At 73.3% G+C, this 17370-nt stretch carries 19 protein-coding genes; 15 read left to right on the forward strand and 4 right to left on the reverse strand.

What is annotated here, in order from left to right; translation table 11 throughout:
- Window positions 1-24 precede the first annotated feature (24 nt).
- The 4 genes from tsaB (at window position 25) to AB9M23_RS07730 (ending at window position 3254) form a co-directional block, all read left to right on the forward strand.
- Window positions 25-705, forward strand: coding sequence for a tRNA (adenosine(37)-N6)-threonylcarbamoyltransferase complex dimerization subunit type 1 TsaB (tsaB, locus tag AB9M23_RS07715; RefSeq protein WP_372423938.1), 681 nt, complete (start codon window positions 25-27; stop codon window positions 703-705).
- Window positions 705-1187, forward strand: a complete 483-nt coding sequence (locus AB9M23_RS07720; RefSeq protein ID WP_372423939.1) for a GNAT family N-acetyltransferase — start codon at window positions 705-707, stop codon at window positions 1185-1187. The genes tsaB and AB9M23_RS07720 overlap by 1 nt, the downstream gene beginning before the upstream one ends.
- Before the next feature lie 9 nt (window positions 1188-1196).
- On the forward strand, window positions 1197-2012 hold the full coding sequence (olsA, locus tag AB9M23_RS07725) for a lyso-ornithine lipid O-acyltransferase (protein ID WP_372423940.1): 816 nt from the start codon (window positions 1197-1199) through the stop codon (window positions 2010-2012).
- Between the two features lie 120 nt (window positions 2013-2132).
- Window positions 2133-3254 carry a DUF2336 domain-containing protein gene (locus AB9M23_RS07730; RefSeq protein WP_372423941.1) on the forward strand — a complete coding sequence of 374 codons (1122 nt, stop codon included), beginning with the start codon at window positions 2133-2135 and terminating at the stop codon, window positions 3252-3254.
- Between the two features lie 54 nt (window positions 3255-3308).
- Here the strand turns inward: AB9M23_RS07730 and AB9M23_RS07735 are convergent, their stop codons facing one another.
- Window positions 3309-4082, reverse strand: coding sequence for a ComF family protein (locus tag AB9M23_RS07735; RefSeq protein ID WP_372423942.1), 774 nt, complete (start codon window positions 4080-4082; stop codon window positions 3309-3311).
- A 128-nt stretch (window positions 4083-4210) separates the two neighbouring features.
- On the opposite strand from AB9M23_RS07735, the gene AB9M23_RS07740 reads away from it, so the two are divergent.
- The 11 genes from AB9M23_RS07740 (at window position 4211) to metK (ending at window position 15001) form a co-directional block, all read left to right on the forward strand.
- On the forward strand, window positions 4211-4612 hold the full coding sequence (locus tag AB9M23_RS07740; protein ID WP_372423943.1) for a (deoxy)nucleoside triphosphate pyrophosphohydrolase: 402 nt from the start codon (window positions 4211-4213) through the stop codon (window positions 4610-4612).
- A 204-nt stretch (window positions 4613-4816) separates the two neighbouring features.
- A complete protein-coding gene (locus AB9M23_RS07745) occupies window positions 4817-5197 on the forward strand; it encodes a hypothetical protein (RefSeq protein WP_372423944.1) in 381 nt (126 codons plus the stop codon).
- Window positions 5198-5242: 45 nt separating this feature from the next.
- Window positions 5243-5776, forward strand: coding sequence for a hypothetical protein (locus AB9M23_RS07750; protein ID WP_372423945.1), 534 nt, complete (start codon window positions 5243-5245; stop codon window positions 5774-5776).
- 207 nt (window positions 5777-5983) lie between these two features.
- The gene (locus tag AB9M23_RS07755) at window positions 5984-6865 is read left to right on the forward strand and encodes an HpcH/HpaI aldolase/citrate lyase family protein (RefSeq protein WP_372423946.1); all 882 of its coding nucleotides are present in this window, start codon (window positions 5984-5986) and stop codon (window positions 6863-6865) included.
- A 100-nt stretch (window positions 6866-6965) separates the two neighbouring features.
- On the forward strand, window positions 6966-8390 hold the full coding sequence (miaB, locus tag AB9M23_RS07760) for a tRNA (N6-isopentenyl adenosine(37)-C2)-methylthiotransferase MiaB (RefSeq protein WP_372423947.1): 1425 nt from the start codon (window positions 6966-6968) through the stop codon (window positions 8388-8390).
- A gap of 58 nt (window positions 8391-8448) precedes the next feature.
- Complete coding sequence (locus AB9M23_RS07765) at window positions 8449-9504, forward strand: PhoH family protein (RefSeq protein ID WP_372423948.1); 1056 nt, start codon at window positions 8449-8451, stop codon at window positions 9502-9504.
- Window positions 9501-10013, forward strand: a complete 513-nt coding sequence (gene ybeY, locus AB9M23_RS07770; protein WP_372423949.1) for an rRNA maturation RNase YbeY — start codon at window positions 9501-9503, stop codon at window positions 10011-10013. Before AB9M23_RS07765 ends, ybeY begins: the two co-directional genes overlap by 4 nt.
- A 30-nt stretch (window positions 10014-10043) precedes the next feature.
- A complete protein-coding gene (locus AB9M23_RS07775) occupies window positions 10044-11600 on the forward strand; it encodes a hemolysin family protein (protein WP_372423950.1) in 1557 nt (518 codons plus the stop codon).
- Complete coding sequence (lnt, locus tag AB9M23_RS07780; protein ID WP_372423951.1) at window positions 11597-13210, forward strand: apolipoprotein N-acyltransferase; 1614 nt, start codon at window positions 11597-11599, stop codon at window positions 13208-13210. The genes AB9M23_RS07775 and lnt overlap by 4 nt, the downstream gene beginning before the upstream one ends.
- 67 nt (window positions 13211-13277) lie before the next feature.
- Entirely contained in the window at window positions 13278-13721 is a 444-nt protein-coding gene (locus tag AB9M23_RS07785; RefSeq protein WP_372423952.1) for a helix-turn-helix domain-containing protein, read from the forward strand.
- Between the two features lie 125 nt (window positions 13722-13846).
- Window positions 13847-15001: a methionine adenosyltransferase gene (gene metK / locus AB9M23_RS07790; RefSeq protein WP_372423953.1), complete on the forward strand. Its 1155-nt coding sequence runs from the start codon at window positions 13847-13849 to the stop codon at window positions 14999-15001.
- A 108-nt stretch (window positions 15002-15109) separates the two neighbouring features.
- Here metK and AB9M23_RS07795 read toward each other — a convergent pair whose 3' ends face one another.
- From AB9M23_RS07795 to AB9M23_RS07805, 3 genes are all read right to left on the reverse strand, one after another.
- Entirely contained in the window at window positions 15110-15604 is a 495-nt protein-coding gene (locus tag AB9M23_RS07795; protein ID WP_372423954.1) for an RES family NAD+ phosphorylase, read from the reverse strand.
- An 8-nt stretch (window positions 15605-15612) separates the two neighbouring features.
- Window positions 15613-15963, reverse strand: a complete 351-nt coding sequence (locus AB9M23_RS07800; RefSeq protein ID WP_372423955.1) for an antitoxin Xre/MbcA/ParS toxin-binding domain-containing protein — start codon at window positions 15961-15963, stop codon at window positions 15613-15615.
- A gap of 94 nt (window positions 15964-16057) precedes the next feature.
- Window positions 16058-17086, reverse strand: coding sequence for an aspartate-semialdehyde dehydrogenase (locus tag AB9M23_RS07805; protein WP_372423956.1), 1029 nt, complete (start codon window positions 17084-17086; stop codon window positions 16058-16060).
- Window positions 17087-17370 lie beyond the last annotated feature (284 nt).

Raw genomic sequence — 17370 nt, forward strand, 5'->3', positions numbered from 1 at the left:
CCGGACGTCCCGACGAGGCCCCCTTTGCGTATCCTCGCCATCGACACGGCGCTCGAGGCCTGCTCCGCCTGCGTGCTCGACGCGGGCGCGAGCGCACCCCTCGCGCGCGAGCATATCCTCATGCAGCGCGGCCACGCCGAGGCGCTGCTGCCCCTCGTGGCGCGGGTGATGGCGGGCGTGCCCGGCGGGTTCGGGAGCCTCGACCGGATCGCCGTGACCATCGGGCCGGGCAGCTTCACCGGCCTGCGGGTCGGCATCGCGGCGGCCCGCGCCATCGGGCTCGCCGCGAAGGCGCCGGTCGTGGGCGTCTCGACGCTGTCGGCGCTGCTCGCGCCCCTCGTCGCCTCCGCCGACCGCCGGCTGCTCGCGGCGGCGATCGACGCCCGCCACGGCGCCGTCTACTTCCAGGCCGTGGCGCCCGGCGGGCGAACCGTCGTGGCGCCGGCGCACATGCCGGTGCGCGACGCCGTGCGCTACCTCGGCTCGGGGGCCGTGATCAGCGGCTCGGGCGGCCCGATCGTCGCTGCGGAAGCGATGCAGAGCGGCATCGACGTCACCCTCGCGGACGCCGAGCCCGCCCCCGAGATCGCCTGGGTCGCACGGCTCGGGCTCGCCGCCGATCCCGGCGGCGCGCTCCCCAAGCCCCTCTACCTGCGCGCGCCCGACGCCCGGCCGCAGGACGGCGCGCGCATCGCGAGGCGCTGATGCCGCCCTGGCGTACCGCATCGAAGCCGCTGCCCGTCGTCACGCCGCTGCTGCCGGCGCACGCCCCCGCCTGCGCGGCCATCCACGCCGCGAGCTTCGCGCACGGCTGGAGCCCGACAGACGTCGAGGGCCTGATCAGCGACCGCGGAGTCGTCGCCGACGGCCTCTTCCTCGGCGATCCCCGGCGGCCGAAGGGGTTCGTCCTCTCGCGCGCGGTGATCGACGAGGCGGAGATCCTCACCATCGCGCTGGACGCCGCCGTGCGCGGCCGCGGCCTCTCGCGCGCCCTGCTGGAGCGCCATCTCGAGGCGCTGCGGCGCGCGGGCGTGACACGGCTCCACCTCGAGGTCGACGAGGCCAACGCCCCCGCGCGCGCGCTCTACGCCCGCCTGGGCTTCGCGCGCGTGGGGCGCCGCGAGGGCTACTATCGGCGCCCCGACGGCACCAGCGCCGCGGCGCTGACGCTGGCGCTCGATCTCTGAGGAGCGGCGATGGCGGGTCTCTCGAAGGCGCTGCGCCTCCTCGTGCTCGTGCTCGCGCTCGTCGTGCTGATCGGCCCGCAGGCCGTCGGCGTGCGCGCGCATTGGGCGATCGCGCGGCGCATCCCCGTCCTGTTCCATCGCATCGCGCTCTGGGCGCTCGGCGTGCGCGTGAGCGAGATCGGCCATCCGCCGAAGGAGACGCCCACCCTCGTGCTGGCCAACCACGTCTCCTGGCTCGACATCCTGGTGCTGGGCAGCCTGCGGCCGCTCTCCTTCGTGGCGAAGGCCGAGATCGCCTCATGGCCGCTCTTCGGCACGCTCGCGCGGCTGCAGCGCTCGATCTTCATCGAGCGCGAGCGCAAGGCGGCGACCGCGGAGGTCAACGCCACCATCGCCCGCCGGCTCGCCCGCGGCGAGCTGATCGTGCTCTTCGCCGAAGGCACGACCGGGGACGGTGGGCGCATCCTCCCCTTCCGCACCTCGCTCGTCGGCGCCGCCCGGCTCGCGCTGGCGGACCACCGGCTCGACGCGATCGCGCTCCAGCCGCTCTCCCTCGTCTACGCGCGCCGCGACGGCCTGCCGCTCGATCGTCGCGAGCGGCCGGAAATCGCCTGGTACGGCGACATGGACCTCCTGCCGCACCTGAAGGGCGTCGTCGCCGGCGGGCCGATCGACGTCGAGATCCGCTGGGGCGCGCCGATTCCCTTCGACGCGCACACCGACCGCAAGCGCGCCGCCGCCCGCGCGGAGGACGAGGTCCGGCGCGGGCTCAACGCCGGGCTCGGCCGGCACGGCGAGCCGCCGGCGCCGCATCCCACGCGCTGAATGCCCGCCGACGGCGCGCTCTTCGGCCGAACCGGACAATTCGAGCATTCGATTCAACGCTCCCGAGAAGCCGCCGGCCCTAGTGTTTCCCCTCGGGAGGCACGAGGAGCCATGAACGCGATGCCCGCACTGATTCGGGAGGTCGACGACGCGATCGCACGCGGGTCGCGCGAGCGGCGCGCCGACCACCTGCGCCAGGTCACCGACCTGTTCCTGCGCGACGCGCCCGCCCTGTCCGACGAGCAGGTCGACCTGTTCGACGTCGTCATCGCCCGGCTCGCGGCGGTGATCGAGGCGCGCGCGCGCCTCGAGCTCGCCGAGCGGCTGGCGGACGCGCCCAACGCCCCGCGCGGCGTGATCCGCTCGCTCGCCCACGACGACATCGAGATCGCCCGCCCCGTGCTGGCGCGCTCCGAGCGGCTGTCCGACGAGGACCTCGTCGCCGTGGCGATCGCCAAGGGGCGCGAGCACATGCTCGCCATCACCGCGCGCCAGAACCTGTCGGAGCCCGTCACCGACGTCCTCGTCAAGCGCGGCGACCGGCGGGTCGTGCACGCGGTCGCCGCCAATCCCGGCGCGCGCTTCTCGGAAGGGTCGCTGTCGAGCCTCGTCGACCGCGCGCGCATCGACACGCCGCTCCAGGAGCTGCTCGGCGAGCGCATCGACCTGCCCGAGGAGCACGTCCGCCAGCTCGTCGCCATCGCCCAGGAGACCGCGCGCCGGCGCCTCGCGGAGGACGCCCCGGGCGGCACGGCCATCGTCGAGGCGGTCGAGATCGGCGCGAGCGCCGTGCGCGCGGCGGTCGTGCCCGGCGGGCGCGACCTCGGCGCGGCCTACGCCATCGTCTCGCGCATCGCAGCGACGCGCCCGATCACCGAGGGCGACGTCGCCTCCTACGCCCGCGACGGCAGGGGCGACGAGGCGATCTGCGCCATCGCATTCGCCGCCGACCTCTCGCTCGCCACCGCAGAGCGGCTGTTCAAGGCGGGCGACTCCGAGCTGCTCGTCGTCGTCGCCCGCGCCCAGGGCTGGGCCTTCGCGACGCTGGAGCCGCTCCTCGTGCTGCGCGATCCGTCGGGCGGGCTCGCCCCGCACCTGCGCAAGCGCGCCCGCGACGCCTTCGAGCAGTTGCGCCCCCAGACCGCCCAGCGGGTCGTCCAGTTCCTCAAGGCGCGCGAGGCCTCCCAGAAGCGCTCCGCGGAGGCGGCGGCGCAGCGCCGGATGGAGGCGCGCAGGCGCTGAGTCCGGCACGTGTTCACGCGGGACGTCGTCTCGGACTGCCCGCCCCGCCCCGCCTCACGCCTCAGCGACGACCCGGGCGAAGGCGAGCACGTCGACGCGCGCGGCGCGGGCGCGACGCAGCGCGCGGGCGGCCGCCTCGGCGGTGGCGCCCGTCGTCAGCACGTCGTCGACGAGCACCACCCGCCGCCCGGCGACGCGCGGCCGCAGCGCCTCGGGCACGACGAGCGCGCCGGCGAGGTTCCGCGTGCGCTGGGGACGGGTGAGGCCGACCTGTGTGCGCGTCGCCTTCACCCGGCGCAGGACGAGCGGGTCGGTCGGCACGCCGCTCGCGCGCGAGAGCGCCCGGGCGAGCACGGCGGCCTGGTTGAAGCGCCGTCGCCACAGCCGGCCGGGATGCAGCGGCACCGGCACGAGGAGATCGGCGTCGGCGAGCAGCTCGCGCCCCGCCCGCAGCATCATCCGCGCCAGCGTCTGGGCGAGGTCGAGCCGGTCGCCGTACTTGAGCTTGTGCACGAGGACCCGCGCGCCGCCCTCGTAGGCGACGGCCGCGCGGGCGCGATCGAAGGGCGGCGGGGCGGCGATGGCCGCGGGCGACAGCGCGCCCTCCCCGATCTCCACGGGAAACGGCGTGCCGAGCCGCGCGCACCAGGGCCGCTCGAGGAAGGTCAGCGCGCGCCAGCAGGCGGCGCACAGGCCCGGCGCCTCCGCCAGCGCCTCGCCGCAGGACGGGCACGCCGGCGGGTAGATCACGTCCACGAGCCGCGCGAGCGGACCCCGCCGCGCCGGCGGGACGAAGCGCGACCGGGGCGGGTGCGAGGGGGCGTCCATCCGCCCAGGATAGATCGACCGCGACCCTCGGGGAAGCGCGCCGAACCCGCGCCGGCGCCGCCACCGCCGCTGACAGGGCGGCGCCGCTCGGCTATGAGCGGGCATCCCCGGAACCGGAGCCCGCGCCCGTGAAGATCCTCCTCGTCGTCGCCGTCGCCCTCGTCGATCCGGACGGGCGCGTGCTGATCGCCCAGCGGCCGGAGGGCAAGGCGCTGGCGGGGCTGTGGGAGTTTCCCGGCGGCAAGCTCGAGCCCGGCGAGCGGCCCGAGGCGGCGCTGATCCGCGAGCTCGAGGAGGAGCTCGGCATCGTCACGCAGGAGGCCTGCCTCGCGCCGCTCACCTTCGCGAGCCACGGCTACGAGGACTTCCACCTGCTGATGCCGCTCTACGTCTGCCGGCGCTGGCAGGGCTTCGCCCAGGCGCGGGAGCACGCCGCCCTGAGATGGGTCGCGCCGCGCCGCCTGCGGGATTATCCGATGCCGCCCGCCGATGAGCCCCTGATCGCGACCCTCATCGATACGATCGGCTGAAGCGCGTCGGACATTACTGTGGATCATGCTCCCACAGCGCCCTATGCAGGCTCAGGCGCAGGATTGATGCGTCCGCGTTCACCTCATGCGCCGAGCGCCTCGCGGATCTGTTGACTCTGCGCACGGCTTATCGTTCACTCGATTCAACCGCGAGTTCTCTCTACGGCCTGCGTGCCGGTTGGAGTCCCATCGGAGTCCCATGGCATGATCCGCGTCGGCTCGATCGAGGAGATTCCTCAGCCCGCCCGCGACCGCATCAAGGCGAAGGTGATGCGGCGCTTCGTCGAGCACCTGAGGGACCGCCCGGAGATTTCCGACGCGACGCTGCGCGCGGCCCTCGGCTTCGACCGCACGACCCTCGAGGAGATGTATGCCGGCCTCTCCGAGCGCGATGCGGAGCGCGCGGCGGGGGCGCGCACGACCGCCGGCTCCGGCGGCCCGCCGCTGGAGCGGACCGCACGTCCGCTCGTGGCCGGCGTCGCGGCGGCGCAGGCGCCGATGGCCGCCTCGCTCGGACGGCCCGCGAACGAATCCGCCCCCGCGACCTCCGGCTGCTGCGGCCGGCGCGCGGCGGTGCGCGACTGACCTTTCCAGACGATCCACCGGCACGACGATACGGGAGACGACGTGATGGCCAACGGTGTGCACGCGGGACACGGGACGGGCGCCACGGGACCGGCGGGGGCGCCGGGGGGCGCCACGGGCGGGATGGAGGCGCTCCAGGGCGACCCGACCTTCCACATGCTGCTCTCGGAGAGCGCAGAGGCGCTCGACGCGACCGAGGGCGAGCTCATGCAGGCCATGCATGCGGCCGAGGCGCTCGTCGCGGGACGCGACGACCTGACCGAGGAGCAGAAGCTCGCCACCATGATGGACTACGTCGTCGGACGGTTCGGCGCCTCGGACCTGACCAACGACGAGATGATGCGGCTCATGGAGCTGTGCCGCATGTGCCTCGACGCCTGGACCGCGGAGGCGGCCGCCGAGGAGGGCTACGAGATCGTGAGGACGGATCGCGCCTTTCCCGACCCGATCGCCGGCATGATCGACATGATCGGCCGCCCGGCGACCGGCCGGCCCGAGCCCGAGACGCTCTCCGTGCCGCGCATGGGTCCGCTGCGCCCGGTCGACACCGACGACGAGCCGGAGGAAGAAGACGCCTGATCGGCGCGACCACGCGGATCGGGTCTCTCGTTCCACCCGAGCCGGACGCGCCGCTGCCGACGGGCGGTCGGGAGCTCCCCTCTCCCTCGTGGAGAGCGTCGGCGGCCCGCGTGCGCTCGGCGCCTCATCCTTTTCGTGGGGTGGCGCACGCACGGCGCCCGGGCCAGGATCGCGGCGATCCGTCGACGACTTCGCCGAGAGAGCCGCATGACCCCGATCCGTCCCCGCCGCAGCGCCCTCTACATGCCGGGTTCGAATGCCCGCGCGCTGGAGAAGGCGAAGAGCCTCGACACCGACGTGCTGCTCCTCGACCTCGAGGATTCGGTCGCGCCCGATGCGAAGGAGGCCGCCCGCGGGCGGGTCTGGGAGGCGGTCCATGCCGGCGGCTTCGGCCATCGCGAGGTCGTCGTGCGCATCAACGGGCTCGACACGCCCTGGGCCGAGGAGGACCTGAAGGCCGCCGCCGCCTGCCGGCCCGCCGCCGTGCTCGTGCCCAAGGTCTCCGCGCCCGAGGATCTCGGCCGCGTCGGCGCCCGGCTCGACGCGCTGGGGGCGCCGCATGGAACGCGCATATGGGCGATGATCGAGACGCCGGCCGCGATCCTCCACGTCGCGCAGATCGCCGCCGCGGCGCGCGATCCGCTCAACCGTCTCGCCTGCTTCGTGATGGGCACGAACGACCTCGCCAAGGACACGCGGGCGCGGCTCCTGCCGGGTCGCGCCGCGATGCTGCCGTGGCTGATGCAGGCGCTGGCCGCCGCCCGGGCCGAGGGGCTCGACATCCTCGACGGCGTCTTCAACGGCCTCGACGACGCGGACGGCTTCGAGGCCGAGTGCGCGCAGGGCCGCGACATGGGCTTCGACGGCAAGACGCTGATCCACCCGAGGCAGCTCGAGCCGGCCAACCGCCTGTTCGCGCCGGACGCCGACGAGGTCGCCCGCGCCCGCGCGATCATCGCCGCCTTCGAGGCGCCGGAGAACGCCGGGCGCGGCGCCATCGCCCTCGACGGGCGCATGGTCGAGCGCCTCCACGCCGAGATGGCGCGGCGCACCGTGGCGCTCGCCGACGCGATCGCCGCACGGGGCTGAAACGGCCTCGGCACGCGCCCGCGGAATCGGGTCCACGCCCTTCCATCGCGCCGCGCGGTCGCATAGATAGGAGGGGCGAGAGCCGGGAGATCAGCGCCGCGTGAAGAAGGTCTACGTCAAGTCCTACGGCTGCCAGATGAACGTCTACGACGCCGAGCGCATGACCGACGTGCTCGCGCCGGAGGGCTATGCCCAGACGGACGTGCCGGAGGAGGCCGATCTCGTCGTCCTCAACACCTGCCACATCCGCGAGAAGGCGGCCGAGAAGGTCTATTCCGAGCTCGGCCGCGTGCGCGTGATGAAGCAGGAGCGCGCGGCCGCCGGGCGCGAGACGACGGTCGTCGTCGCCGGATGCGTCGCCCAGGCCGAGGGGGCGGAGATCCTCAAGCGCGCGCAGGTCGTCGACGCCGTCGTCGGCCCGCAGAGCTACCAGCGCCTGCCGGAGATCCTGCGCGCGGCCGAGCGCGGGCGCGTCGTCGACACCGAGTTCCCGATCGAGGACAAGTTCGACGCGCTGCCCGCGCTCGACGCGAGGCGCGTGCGCGCGCGCGGCGTCACCGCCTTCCTCACCGTGCAGGAGGGCTGCGACAAGTTCTGCTCGTTCTGCGTCGTGCCCTACACCCGCGGCGCGGAGGTCTCGCGCCCGGTGGCGAAGGTGCTCGGCGAGGCCCGCGCGCTGGCCGAGGCCGGGGTGCGGGAGATCACCGTCATCGGCCAGAACGTCAACGCCTATCACGGCGAGGGGCCGGACGGGCGGACCTGGGGTCTCGCGCGGCTGCTCCATGCGCTGGCCGAGATCGAGGGCCTCGCGCGCCTGCGCTACACGACGAGTCACCCGCGCGACATGGGCGACGATCTCATCGCCGCCCATCGCGACCTGCCGCAGCTGATGCCCTACCTGCACCTGCCGGTGCAGGCGGGCTCCGACCGCGTGCTCGCGGCGATGAACCGCAAGCATACGGCCGACGAGTATCGCCGCATCGTCGATCGCGTGCGCGACGCACGCCCCGACATCGCACTCTCGTCCGACTTCATCGTCGGCTTCCCCGGCGAGACGGACGGTGAGTTCGGGGAGACGATGCGCCTCGTGGCGGACGTGGGTTTCGCCTCCGCCTTCTCCTTCAAATACTCCCCGCGCCCCGGCACGCCGGCGGCGGACGAGGCGGAGCAGGTCCCCGAGGCCGTGAAGGTCGAGCGGCTCGCCCGGCTCCAGGCCGCGCTCGAGGAGCAGCGCCGGGCCTTCAACCGCGCCACCGTCGGCCGCGTCGCGGAGGTGCTCGTCGAGAAGCCCGGCCGGCATCCCGGCCAGCTCGCCGGGAAGTCGCCCTGGCTCCAGGCGGTGGTGATCGAGGGCGCGCGCCTCGCGCCCGGCGACATCGCCACGGTGCGCATCGACCGTGCGGGCTCCAACAGCCTGTTCGCGGAGGCGCCGGGTGTCCCGTTCGACGCGACGAACACCTCCGCCGCACCGTCATCCGTTTCGACGAACGTTTTCGCAGGAGAAGCCGCCTTTGCCGTCGACTGACCGCCCGCGCGGCGACGCGACGACCCGGAGGGCCGCGGGCCATCCGGGCGTGGAGGAGATGGCGCAGATCAGCCTCACCTTCGACGACAACAGGCTCGCGAGCCTCGTCATCGGCCACTACGACCAGAACCTCGCGCATCTCGAGCGCCGGCTCGGCGTACTCGCCAACGCCAACGGCAATTGCGTCGTCCTGCGCGGCACGCCGGAGGCGACGGAGCAGGCGCGGCGCGTGCTGGAGAGCCTCTACGAGCAGGTCCGGGACGGCGCGCCGCTCACGCCCGGCGACGTCGACGGCGCCATCCAGGAGAGCGCGATGCAGGGCGTCCTCTTCCCCGCCGGAGAGACCGGCGCGGGCGAGCCCGCGACCGCGGGCTTCGAGGGCGTCGCCACGCGCCGGCGCGGCTTCGTCAAGGCCCGCAACCGCGCGCAGGACGCCTACCTGCGCGCCCTCAAGGCCCACGAGCTCGTCTTCGCCGAGGGGCCGGCCGGCACGGGCAAGACCTGGCTCGCCGTCGGCTTCGCCGTGTCGCTGCTCGAGCGCGGCGACGTCGACAAGATCATCATCACCCGCCCCGCCGTCGAGGCCGGCGAGCGGCTGGGCTTCCTGCCCGGCGACATGCGCGAGAAGGTCGACCCGTACCTGCGGCCGATCTACGACGCGCTCTACGACTTCATGGAGGCCCGCCACGTCGAGCGCGGGCTGACCACCGGCATGATCGAGATCGCGCCCCTCGCCTTCATGCGCGGGCGCACCCTGACCTCCGCCGTGGTGCTGCTCGACGAGGCGCAGAACACCACCACCATGCAGATGAAGATGTTCCTCACCCGCCTCGGCGAGGGCTCGCGCATGATCGTCAACGGCGACCCGACCCAGATCGACCTGCCGCAGGGCCAGGCGTCCGGCCTCGTCGAGGCCTCGCGCATCCTCCAGGGCGTGGAGGGCGTGGGGCGGATCCGATTCGGCGAGGCGGACGTCGTGCGCCACGACATGGTGCGGCGGATCGTCGCGGCCTACGACGCCGATTTCCGCGCCCGGTCGGCCGCCCAGGGTCCCGACGGAGGTCCCGCAGGCGACCGCGGGCGCGGACGCCCACGTCCGGAGCCGCGCCCGTGAGCGCCGTCGACCTCACGCTCGAGCTCACCCTGGAGGCGGGTACCTGGGAGCAGCTCGGCGACCTCGAGGGGCTGTGCGCGCGCGCCGCGGAGGCCGCACTCGTCGTCGCCGGCGTGGAGGGCCTGGTGTCGCTCCAGCTCCTCCTGACCGATGATGCCGCCATTCGGGAGATCAACCGAGAGTGGCGCAATCTGGACAAGCCGACCGACGTCCTGTCCTTTCCCGCCGCCCCCGCGCCGGGCCATCCCGGTCCGCGCCCCCTCGGCGACGTCGTGCTCGCCTTCGAGACGCTCGCGCGCGACGCGCGGGAAGAGGGCAAGCCCCTCGCCGACCACGCGGCCCACCTCCTGGCGCATGGCGTTCTGCATTGTCTCGGGTATGATCACGACACCGACGAAGCCGCCGAGGAGATGGAGGCGCTGGAGACGCGGGCCATGGCGCTCATCGGGGTTCCCGATCCCTATGCCGGATCGGCCCATCCCGGCACGCCCCCCTCCGGGACACCCTGACGCCACCCCTGCAAGCGCGACGAACGGACGATGACCGACGGCACTCCCACACCCCCCCGCCCCGCCCCTCCCGCGACGGCCGCCGCCGAGACGGCCCGCGACCCCCGGGAGGGCGACCGAAGTCCCGCCCCCGCGGACGGCGGCACCGGCGAGGTCGCCGAGCGCCCCGGCCGCGAGGGCTCCCGCGAAGGCTGGATGGACCGGCTGCTCGCCCGCGTCGGCCTGCGCGCCCGCGAGACGACGCGGGCCGATCTCGAGGACCTGCTCGCGCTCACCGCCGAGAACCCGGGCATCTCGCCGCACGAGCGCGCGATGCTGCGCAACGTGCTGCGCTTCCACCGCATGCGCGTCTACGACGTGATGGTGCCGCGCGCCGACATCGTCGCCGTCGCCCACGAGACCTCGCTCGGCGAGATGCTGCGGGTGTTCCGCACGGCGGGCCATTCGCGCCTGCCGGTCTACGGGGAGACGCTCGACGACCCCAAGGGCATGGTCCACATCCGCGACTTCCTCGACTACCTCGTCGCCCGGGCCGAGAACGGCGGCCCGCGGCGGCGCAAGGCGAAGGAGCCCGGAAGGACGGCGGCGAAGCCCGGCGAGGGCGAGGCGGGAGGCGGAAAGGCGCCCGGCGGGCGTGCGCCAGCCGCCAAGGCGGCGTCGAGCGCGCCCGACGCGAAGGTGAAGAGCCGCACGGAGCCCAGGGCCGGTGCGGACCGGTCCGGCGCGGACAAGGCCGGCAACGGCCGCTCCGGCGAGGGCCGCAACGGCGCCGGGCCGGCGAAGGCGCTCGACGCGGTGAGCCTCTCGAACATCGACCTCTCGGCGACCCTCGCCTCGGCGCGCATCCTGCGCCCGGTCCTGTTCGTGCCGCCCTCGATGCCGGCGGTGGAGCTGCTCGTGCGCATGCAGACGACCCGCACCCACATGGCGCTCGTGATCGACGAGTACGGCGGCACCGACGGGCTCGTCTCGATCGAGGACCTCGTCGAGATGGTGGTGGGCGACATCGAGGACGAGCACGACCTCGCGAGCGAGGCGATGATCCGCGCGAGCGGGGCGGACACCTGGGTGGCCGACGCCCGCGCCGACCTGGAGGAGGCCTCGCGGGTCATCGGCTACGACTTCACCGAGGCGGAGGTGGCCGAGGACGTCGATACGCTGGGCGGCCTCATCGTGGCGCTCGCGGGCCGTGTCCCGGCGCGTGCGGAGCTCATCGCGGGGCCGGAGAGCTTCGAGTTCGAGGTGCTCGACGCCGATCCGCGCCGCCTCAAGCGCGTGCGCGTCCACCGCCGTGACCCGAGCCTCAGGCTCGTGCCCGCGGGGGTCGCCACCGGGATCGCCGGCCGGCGCGGGGGACGCGCCGGGGACGAGGGGGAGGGGGAGGGCGCCCGCGCGGAGGCCCCGCCCGAACCCGCGCCCGTCGCGGAGCCCGCGTCCCGGCCGGCGGCCGGGGCCGCTCACGAGGCCCGGGCCGGGCAGGAGGGCGGACCCGAGGCCGGACCCGTCGCCGGACCCGAGGCCGGAGCGGAGCGCCCGTCCGGCGCGGATGCGCCCGCCGAGACCGAGCGGCGGCAGCCGCCCGCATGACCGCGCTCGCCCACCGCGTCGTCCTCGCCTGGGGCTGGCGGCGCGCGCTGATCGCGCTCCTCGCGGGCGCGACGGGCGCGCTGGCGATGCCGCCCTTCGGCGTCTTCGCGGCCCTCGTCGTGGCGCTGGTCCCGGCCATGTGGCTGCTCGACGGGCTCGGCACCCGTTCGGACGCGCGCACGCTCGCGAGCGCGGCCTGGATCGGCTGGCTGTTCGGCTTCGGCTACCATCTCGCCGGGCTCTGGTGGCTCGGGGCCGCCTTCCTGATCGAGGCCGAGCGTTTCGCCTGGGCGATGCCGCTCGGCGTCGTCGCGCTCCCGGCGGTACTGGCGCTCTTCTCCGCGCTCGGCTTCGCCCTGGCGCGGCTGCTCTGGTCGCGGGGCGCGGGGCGCATCCTGGCGCTCGCCGCCGGGCTCGCGGCGGCGGAATGGCTGCGCGGGCACCTGTTCACCGGCTTTCCCTGGAACCCGCTCGGCATGGCGCTCGGCCAGGACGTCCGCACCATGCAGGCGGCGGCGGCTCTGGGGCTGTGGGGGCTCGGCCTCCTCGCCGTGGCGATCGCCGCGGCGCCGGCGACGATCGCGACCGGGCGCACGCCCACCGCGCGCATCCTCCCGAGCGCGCTCGCCGCCGGCGCCTTCGCGGCGCTCTTCGCCGCCGGCCTGTGGCGGGTGCCCGCCGCGCCGACCCCGGAGATCCCCGGCGTCGCCCTGCGCGTGGTGCAGCCCAACCTGCCGCAGACGGCCAAGGTCGATCCGGCGCAGCGCGAGGCGGTGATGCGCGCCCACATCGGACTGTCCGACCGCGCCGCCTCCCCGGAGCGCGCCGGCATCCGCGACGTCACGCACGTGGTGTGGCCCGAATCCGCGTTCCCCTTCCTGCTCCACCGCGAGCCCCGCGCGCTGGCGCAGATCGCCGCCCTGCTGCCGCCGGGCACCGTGCTGATCACCGGCGCCGCGCGGCTCGACGAGGGCTGGCTCCCCGGCGAGGAGGGGGTGTTCTACAACTCGATACAGGTGCTCGGCGACGACGGCACGATCCTCGACACCTACGACAAGGTCCACCTCGTTCCCTTTGGTGAGTATCTGCCGGATGCGTTCGCGTGGGCGCTGGAAGCTGTCGGATTGCGCACCTTCGTCGACGTTCCCGGAGGCTTCGCCGCCGGCGCGGAGCGGCGTTCCCTCGTCGTGCCGGGTCTACCCGAAATTGCGCCCCTGATCTGCTACGAAGCCGTGTTTCCCGGCGCCGTCACAGCTGCCGGTACGCGTCCCGGTATGCTCCTCAATGTGACCAACGACGCCTGGTTCGGCGACACGCCCGGTCCGCGCCAGCACTTCGCGCAGGCCCGCCTACGGGCCGTCGAGGAGGGGCTTCCGCTCGTGCGCTCCGCCAACACCGGCATCTCGGCGGTGGTCGATCCCTACGGACGCGTGGTGGGGCGGCTGCCGCTCGGGGTGGCGGGCACTATCGACGCGGGGCTGCCGCGCGCGCTCGAGCCCACCCTGTACGCGCGTTTCGGAGATGGCGTTTTTGCAATCTTGCTTCTAACCTGCGCGGCGGCGGCGCTGTTCCGGCGCGCACGCGACCCGCGGGTCGGCGCCGCCCGTTAGGTTCGCCGAGGCCCCCGAGACGGGGGTGGCCCTCTCGAAGGGTGACGGTCCCGCCAGGAGCGATGCGTTGAAGAAGTCTCCCAACCCGATCGACAAGCACGTCGGAAGCCGCGTGCGCATGCGCCGGATGATGGTCGGCATGAGCCAGGAGAAGCTGGGCGAGGCCCTCGGGCTCACGTTCCAGCAGGTGCAGAAGTACGAGAAGGGCACGAACCGGATCGGTGCGAGCCGCCTGCACCAGATCGCCTCGATCCTCGGCGTCCAGGTCGAGTTCTTCTACGAGGGCGCGCCGCAGCTCGAAGGATCGCCTCCGGCCGTCGGCGACGGGCTCTCCGAGCCGCCGACGCCGGCCTACGTCTCGGACTTCCTCTCGACCTCCGACGGGCTGCATCTCATGCGCGCCTTCGTCAGGGTGCGGGACCCGAAGGTGCGCAAGCGCATCGTCGAGCTCGTCGAGGCGGTGGCCGGCGACGACGAGACGCCGACGGAGGCGAGCGGCGCCGTTCGGTAGACCGGACGCGTTCGCTCTGACGGGTTGACCCCACCGCCGGTTGGTGGCATCTAGAGATCAGTTCATCCGTTTTATCGGACGGCGCGGCGCGTGCCGTCCGGACAGGAACGAAAGGATCTCTCGCCGTGGCGCGCTCCAGCTATCTCTTCACCAGCGAGTCGGTGTCCGAAGGCCATCCCGACAAGGTCTGCGACCGGATCTCCGACGAGGTGGTCGACGCCTTCCTGGGCGCCATGCCCGAGGCCCGCGTGGCGTGCGAGACGCTCGCGACCACCAACAAGGTCGTGATCGCCGGCGAGACGCGCGGGCCCGCGACCATCACCCACGACTACATCGCCCACCTGGCGCGGCTGGCGATCAAGGACATCGGCTACGAGCAGGACGGCTTCCACTGGGACACGTGCGCGATCGACGTGCACCTGCACGCGCAGTCCGCCGACATCGCCCAGGGCGTCGACGCGGAGGGCGCGGGCGACCAGGGGATCATGTTCGGCTACGCCTGCGACGAGACGCCCGAGCTGATGCCGGCGCCGATCTTCTTCGCGCACAAGATCCTCCGGACCCTCGCCCAGGCCCGCAAGTCCGGCGAGTCGAAGGTGCTCGGCCCCGACGCCAAGAGCCAGGTGACGGTGCGCTACGAGAACGGCAAGCCGATGGGCGTCACGCAGATCGTGCTCTCGACCCAGCACCTCGACGAGCACCTGACCTCCCACGACGTGCGGGCAATCGTGGAGCCCTACATCCGCCAGTCGCTGCCGGAGAACTGGATCGAGCCGAGCTGCGTGTGGCACGTCAACCCCACCGGCAAGTTCCTCATCGGCGGCCCGGACGGCGACGCCGGGCTCACCGGTCGCAAGATCATCGTCGATACCTACGGCGGCGCGGCGCCCCACGGCGGCGGCGCCTTCTCGGGCAAGGACCCGACGAAGGTCGACCGCTCGGCCGCCTACGCGGCGCGCTACCTCGCCAAGAACGTGGTGGCGGCGGGCCTCGCCGCGCGCTGCACGATCCAGCTCTCCTACGCCATCGGCGTCGCCAAGCCGCTGTCGATCTACGTCGACACGCACGGCACCGGCCGAGTCGAGGAGGCCAGGCTCGAGGCCGTGCTGATGGACGCGATGGACCTCTCTCCCCGCGGCATCCGCACCAAGCTCGGCCTCGATCGCCCGATCTACGCCCGCACCGCCGCCTACGGCCATTTCGGCCGCCCGGCCGAGGCCGACGGCGGCTTCTCCTGGGAGGCGACGGACCTCGCCGACAGCCTGAAGCGCGCGTTCTGAGAGGGCGCGGCTTTTCCAAATCGACATGAGACGGGCGGCGATCCGCGGGGGATCGCCGCCCGTCGTCGCTCGCGTCGAGCGCACGACGGCCGCGGGCGCACGCCCGGCTCAGGCGAGACGACCCTCGTCGTCGACGAGCGTGAGGCGCCGCGGGAGGTCCGCCCCCCAAGACCAGAGGACCATGGCCGTATCGGCTGCGCCCGCGCCCCGGGCGAAGCTGCGGACCTTCATGCCCGCGAAGCCATCCGAGATCAGGCGTTCGGCGAGCTTCTGGGACGGCGATTTCCCCTCCTGGCGCATCCGAACCCGCCAATCGTCCGCGGCGATCGCCTCGGACGTGATGCCGTAGCGGGCGAGAGCAGCCTCGTCCCCGGCGTCGAAGATCGGCGTGATGTCGGCCTGGTAGGCGACGACCGTCGTCGGCTGGAGCGTGCCGACCTGGTTGGCCTCGCGGATCGCCGTCGCAACGGAGAGCGCCGTGTAGAGTGCCGGCCGGCCCCGGGCATTGAAGCGACCGCCATGGAGCCGGGCGCCCTCACCAGAGAGCGGCTCGCGATGCCAACGCGGGTTCGAGGCCCGGTACAGGAGTCCGGCGTAGCGCATGCGCGCGATCAGGCGAAGACGCCGGCGTCGACTGCGTCGATGTAGTCCATCACCTCGCTCGCGCGGCCTTCCCGCACGAGCTGCATCGCCGTCTGCCCGCCGAAGCCGGCCAGCGGCTCCGAGCGGTACCAGGCGTAGGCGATGAGCGCCGACCCGAAGCGGGGCTCGACGCGGTTGAGAATCTCCACCATCTCGCGCAGGCGCTTCTGGGTCTTCTGGCTCGCGATCCGCTCCGGACGCAGCACGGCGTCGCGGCCCAGGCCGACGGTCTGGGCGATCTCGTCGCGCGTCGTACGCAGCTGCTCCGCGATCCGACCCGGCGCGAACTCACCGTGCTCGGCGAAAGCATCGAGACGCATGTCGTCCTCCACTCGAACTGACGCAATATATCGTCGGAACGAGTGGCTTACAAGGGCGCTGCGAGGGCTTGACCGTCTTCGCAGCGCCCCTCCCTCACCCCGCCTTCGGCGTGATCAGCTTCCTGTTGATCAGCGCCTCGGCGATCTGCACGGCGTTGAGCGCCGCGCCCTTGCGCAGGTTGTCGGAGACGCACCAGAAGGAGAGGCCGTTCTCCACCGTGATGTCCTCGCGGATGCGCGAGACGTAGGTGGCGTCCTCGCCGGTGGCCTCGTGGGGCGTGACGTAGCCGCCGGGCTCGCGCTTGTCGATCACCATGACGCCCGGCGCGGAGCGCAGCAGCGCGCGCGCCTCGTCGGCCGAGAGCGGCCGCTCGAGTTCGACGTTCACCGCCTCCGAATGCGAGACGAACACCGGCACGCGCACGCAGGTGGCGGTGAGCTTGATCTTCGGGTCGAGGATCTTCTTCGTCTCGGCCACCATCTTCCACTCCTCCTTGGTCGAGCCGTCCTCCATGAAGACGTCGATCTGGGGGATGAGGTTGAAGGCGATGCGCTTGGGGAACTTCTTCGGGGCGAATTCCTGCAGCGAGTAGACCGCGCGGGTCTGGCGGTCGAGCTCCTCCTCGCCTTCCTTGCCGGCACCGGAGACGGACTGGTAGGTCGCCACCACCACGCGCTTGATCGTCGCCGCGTCGTGGAGCGGCTTGAGCGCCACGACCAGCTGGGCGGTCGAGCAGTTCGGGTTGGCGATGATACCCTTCTTCTTGTAGCCCTCGACGGCGGCGGCGTTCACCTCCGGCACGACGAGCGGCACGTCCTGGTCCATGCGCCAAGCGCTGGAATTGTCGATCACGACGCAGTTCTGCGCGGCGATCTTCGGCGACCATTCCTTCGAGACCTCGCCGCCCGCCGACATCAGGCAGATGTCGACATCGGAGAAGTCGAAAGTGTCGAGCGCCCGCGTCTTCAGCGTCCTGTCGCCGAAGGACACCTCGACGCCCTGGCTACGGCGCGACGCGACCGCGACGACCTCGTCGGCGGGGAAGGCGCGCTCGGAGAGGATGTCGAGCATCACGCGCCCGACGTTGCCCGTCGCTCCGACGACGGCGACCTTGTAACCCATGGGATCATTCTCCTCGCGATGGAACCGGGCTCCCCGGGTTTCGCGACGCCCGCGCGGCGCGCGGCGCCTGCGGGCTCGGACCTCCCGCCCGGCGGGGAGGGGTCCGGGAACGAGAGGGCGTTCAGCGGCGCGTGGTGCCCGCCGTCGTGGACGTCGTCGTCGTTTTGCGCGTGGTGATCACGGCCGGACGCATCGTCTCGCTCTCGTTCGCCGCCCGGCGGAAGGGGCCGGGTCGTCCACGATCTCCTGACGCCGAACGCGGCGCGTGTCAAGACGCACGCCTG

It is taken from the genome of Salinarimonas chemoclinalis (genome assembly GCF_041514305.1).
Classification (GTDB): Bacteria; Pseudomonadota; Alphaproteobacteria; order Rhizobiales; family Beijerinckiaceae; genus Salinarimonas; species Salinarimonas chemoclinalis.

Bases quoted from the DNA above. Each gene is read 5' to 3' on its own strand.
- AB9M23_RS07720 (WP_372423939.1), top strand. From the start codon at position 705: ATGCCGCCCTGGCGTACCGCATCGAAGCCGCTGCCCGTCGTCACGCCG.
- olsA (WP_372423940.1), top strand. From the start codon at position 1,197: ATGGCGGGTCTCTCGAAGGCGCTGCGCCTCCTCGTGCTCGTGCTCGCG.
- AB9M23_RS07730 (WP_372423941.1), top strand. From the start codon at position 2,133: ATGCCCGCACTGATTCGGGAGGTCGACGACGCGATCGCACGCGGGTCG.
- AB9M23_RS07735 (WP_372423942.1), bottom strand. From the start codon at position 4,082: ATGGACGCCCCCTCGCACCCGCCCCGGTCGCGCTTCGTCCCGCCGGCG.
- AB9M23_RS07745 (WP_372423944.1), top strand. From the start codon at position 4,817: ATGATCCGCGTCGGCTCGATCGAGGAGATTCCTCAGCCCGCCCGCGAC.
- AB9M23_RS07750 (WP_372423945.1), top strand. From the start codon at position 5,243: ATGGCCAACGGTGTGCACGCGGGACACGGGACGGGCGCCACGGGACCG.
- AB9M23_RS07755 (WP_372423946.1), top strand. From the start codon at position 5,984: ATGACCCCGATCCGTCCCCGCCGCAGCGCCCTCTACATGCCGGGTTCG.
- AB9M23_RS07765 (WP_372423948.1), top strand. From the start codon at position 8,449: ATGGCGCAGATCAGCCTCACCTTCGACGACAACAGGCTCGCGAGCCTC.
- AB9M23_RS07775 (WP_372423950.1), top strand. From the start codon at position 10,044: ATGACCGACGGCACTCCCACACCCCCCCGCCCCGCCCCTCCCGCGACG.
- lnt (WP_372423951.1), top strand. From the start codon at position 11,597: ATGACCGCGCTCGCCCACCGCGTCGTCCTCGCCTGGGGCTGGCGGCGC.
- AB9M23_RS07795 (WP_372423954.1), bottom strand. From the start codon at position 15,604: ATGCGCTACGCCGGACTCCTGTACCGGGCCTCGAACCCGCGTTGGCAT.
- AB9M23_RS07800 (WP_372423955.1), bottom strand. From the start codon at position 15,963: ATGCGTCTCGATGCTTTCGCCGAGCACGGTGAGTTCGCGCCGGGTCGG.
- AB9M23_RS07805 (WP_372423956.1), bottom strand. From the start codon at position 17,086: ATGGGTTACAAGGTCGCCGTCGTCGGAGCGACGGGCAACGTCGGGCGC.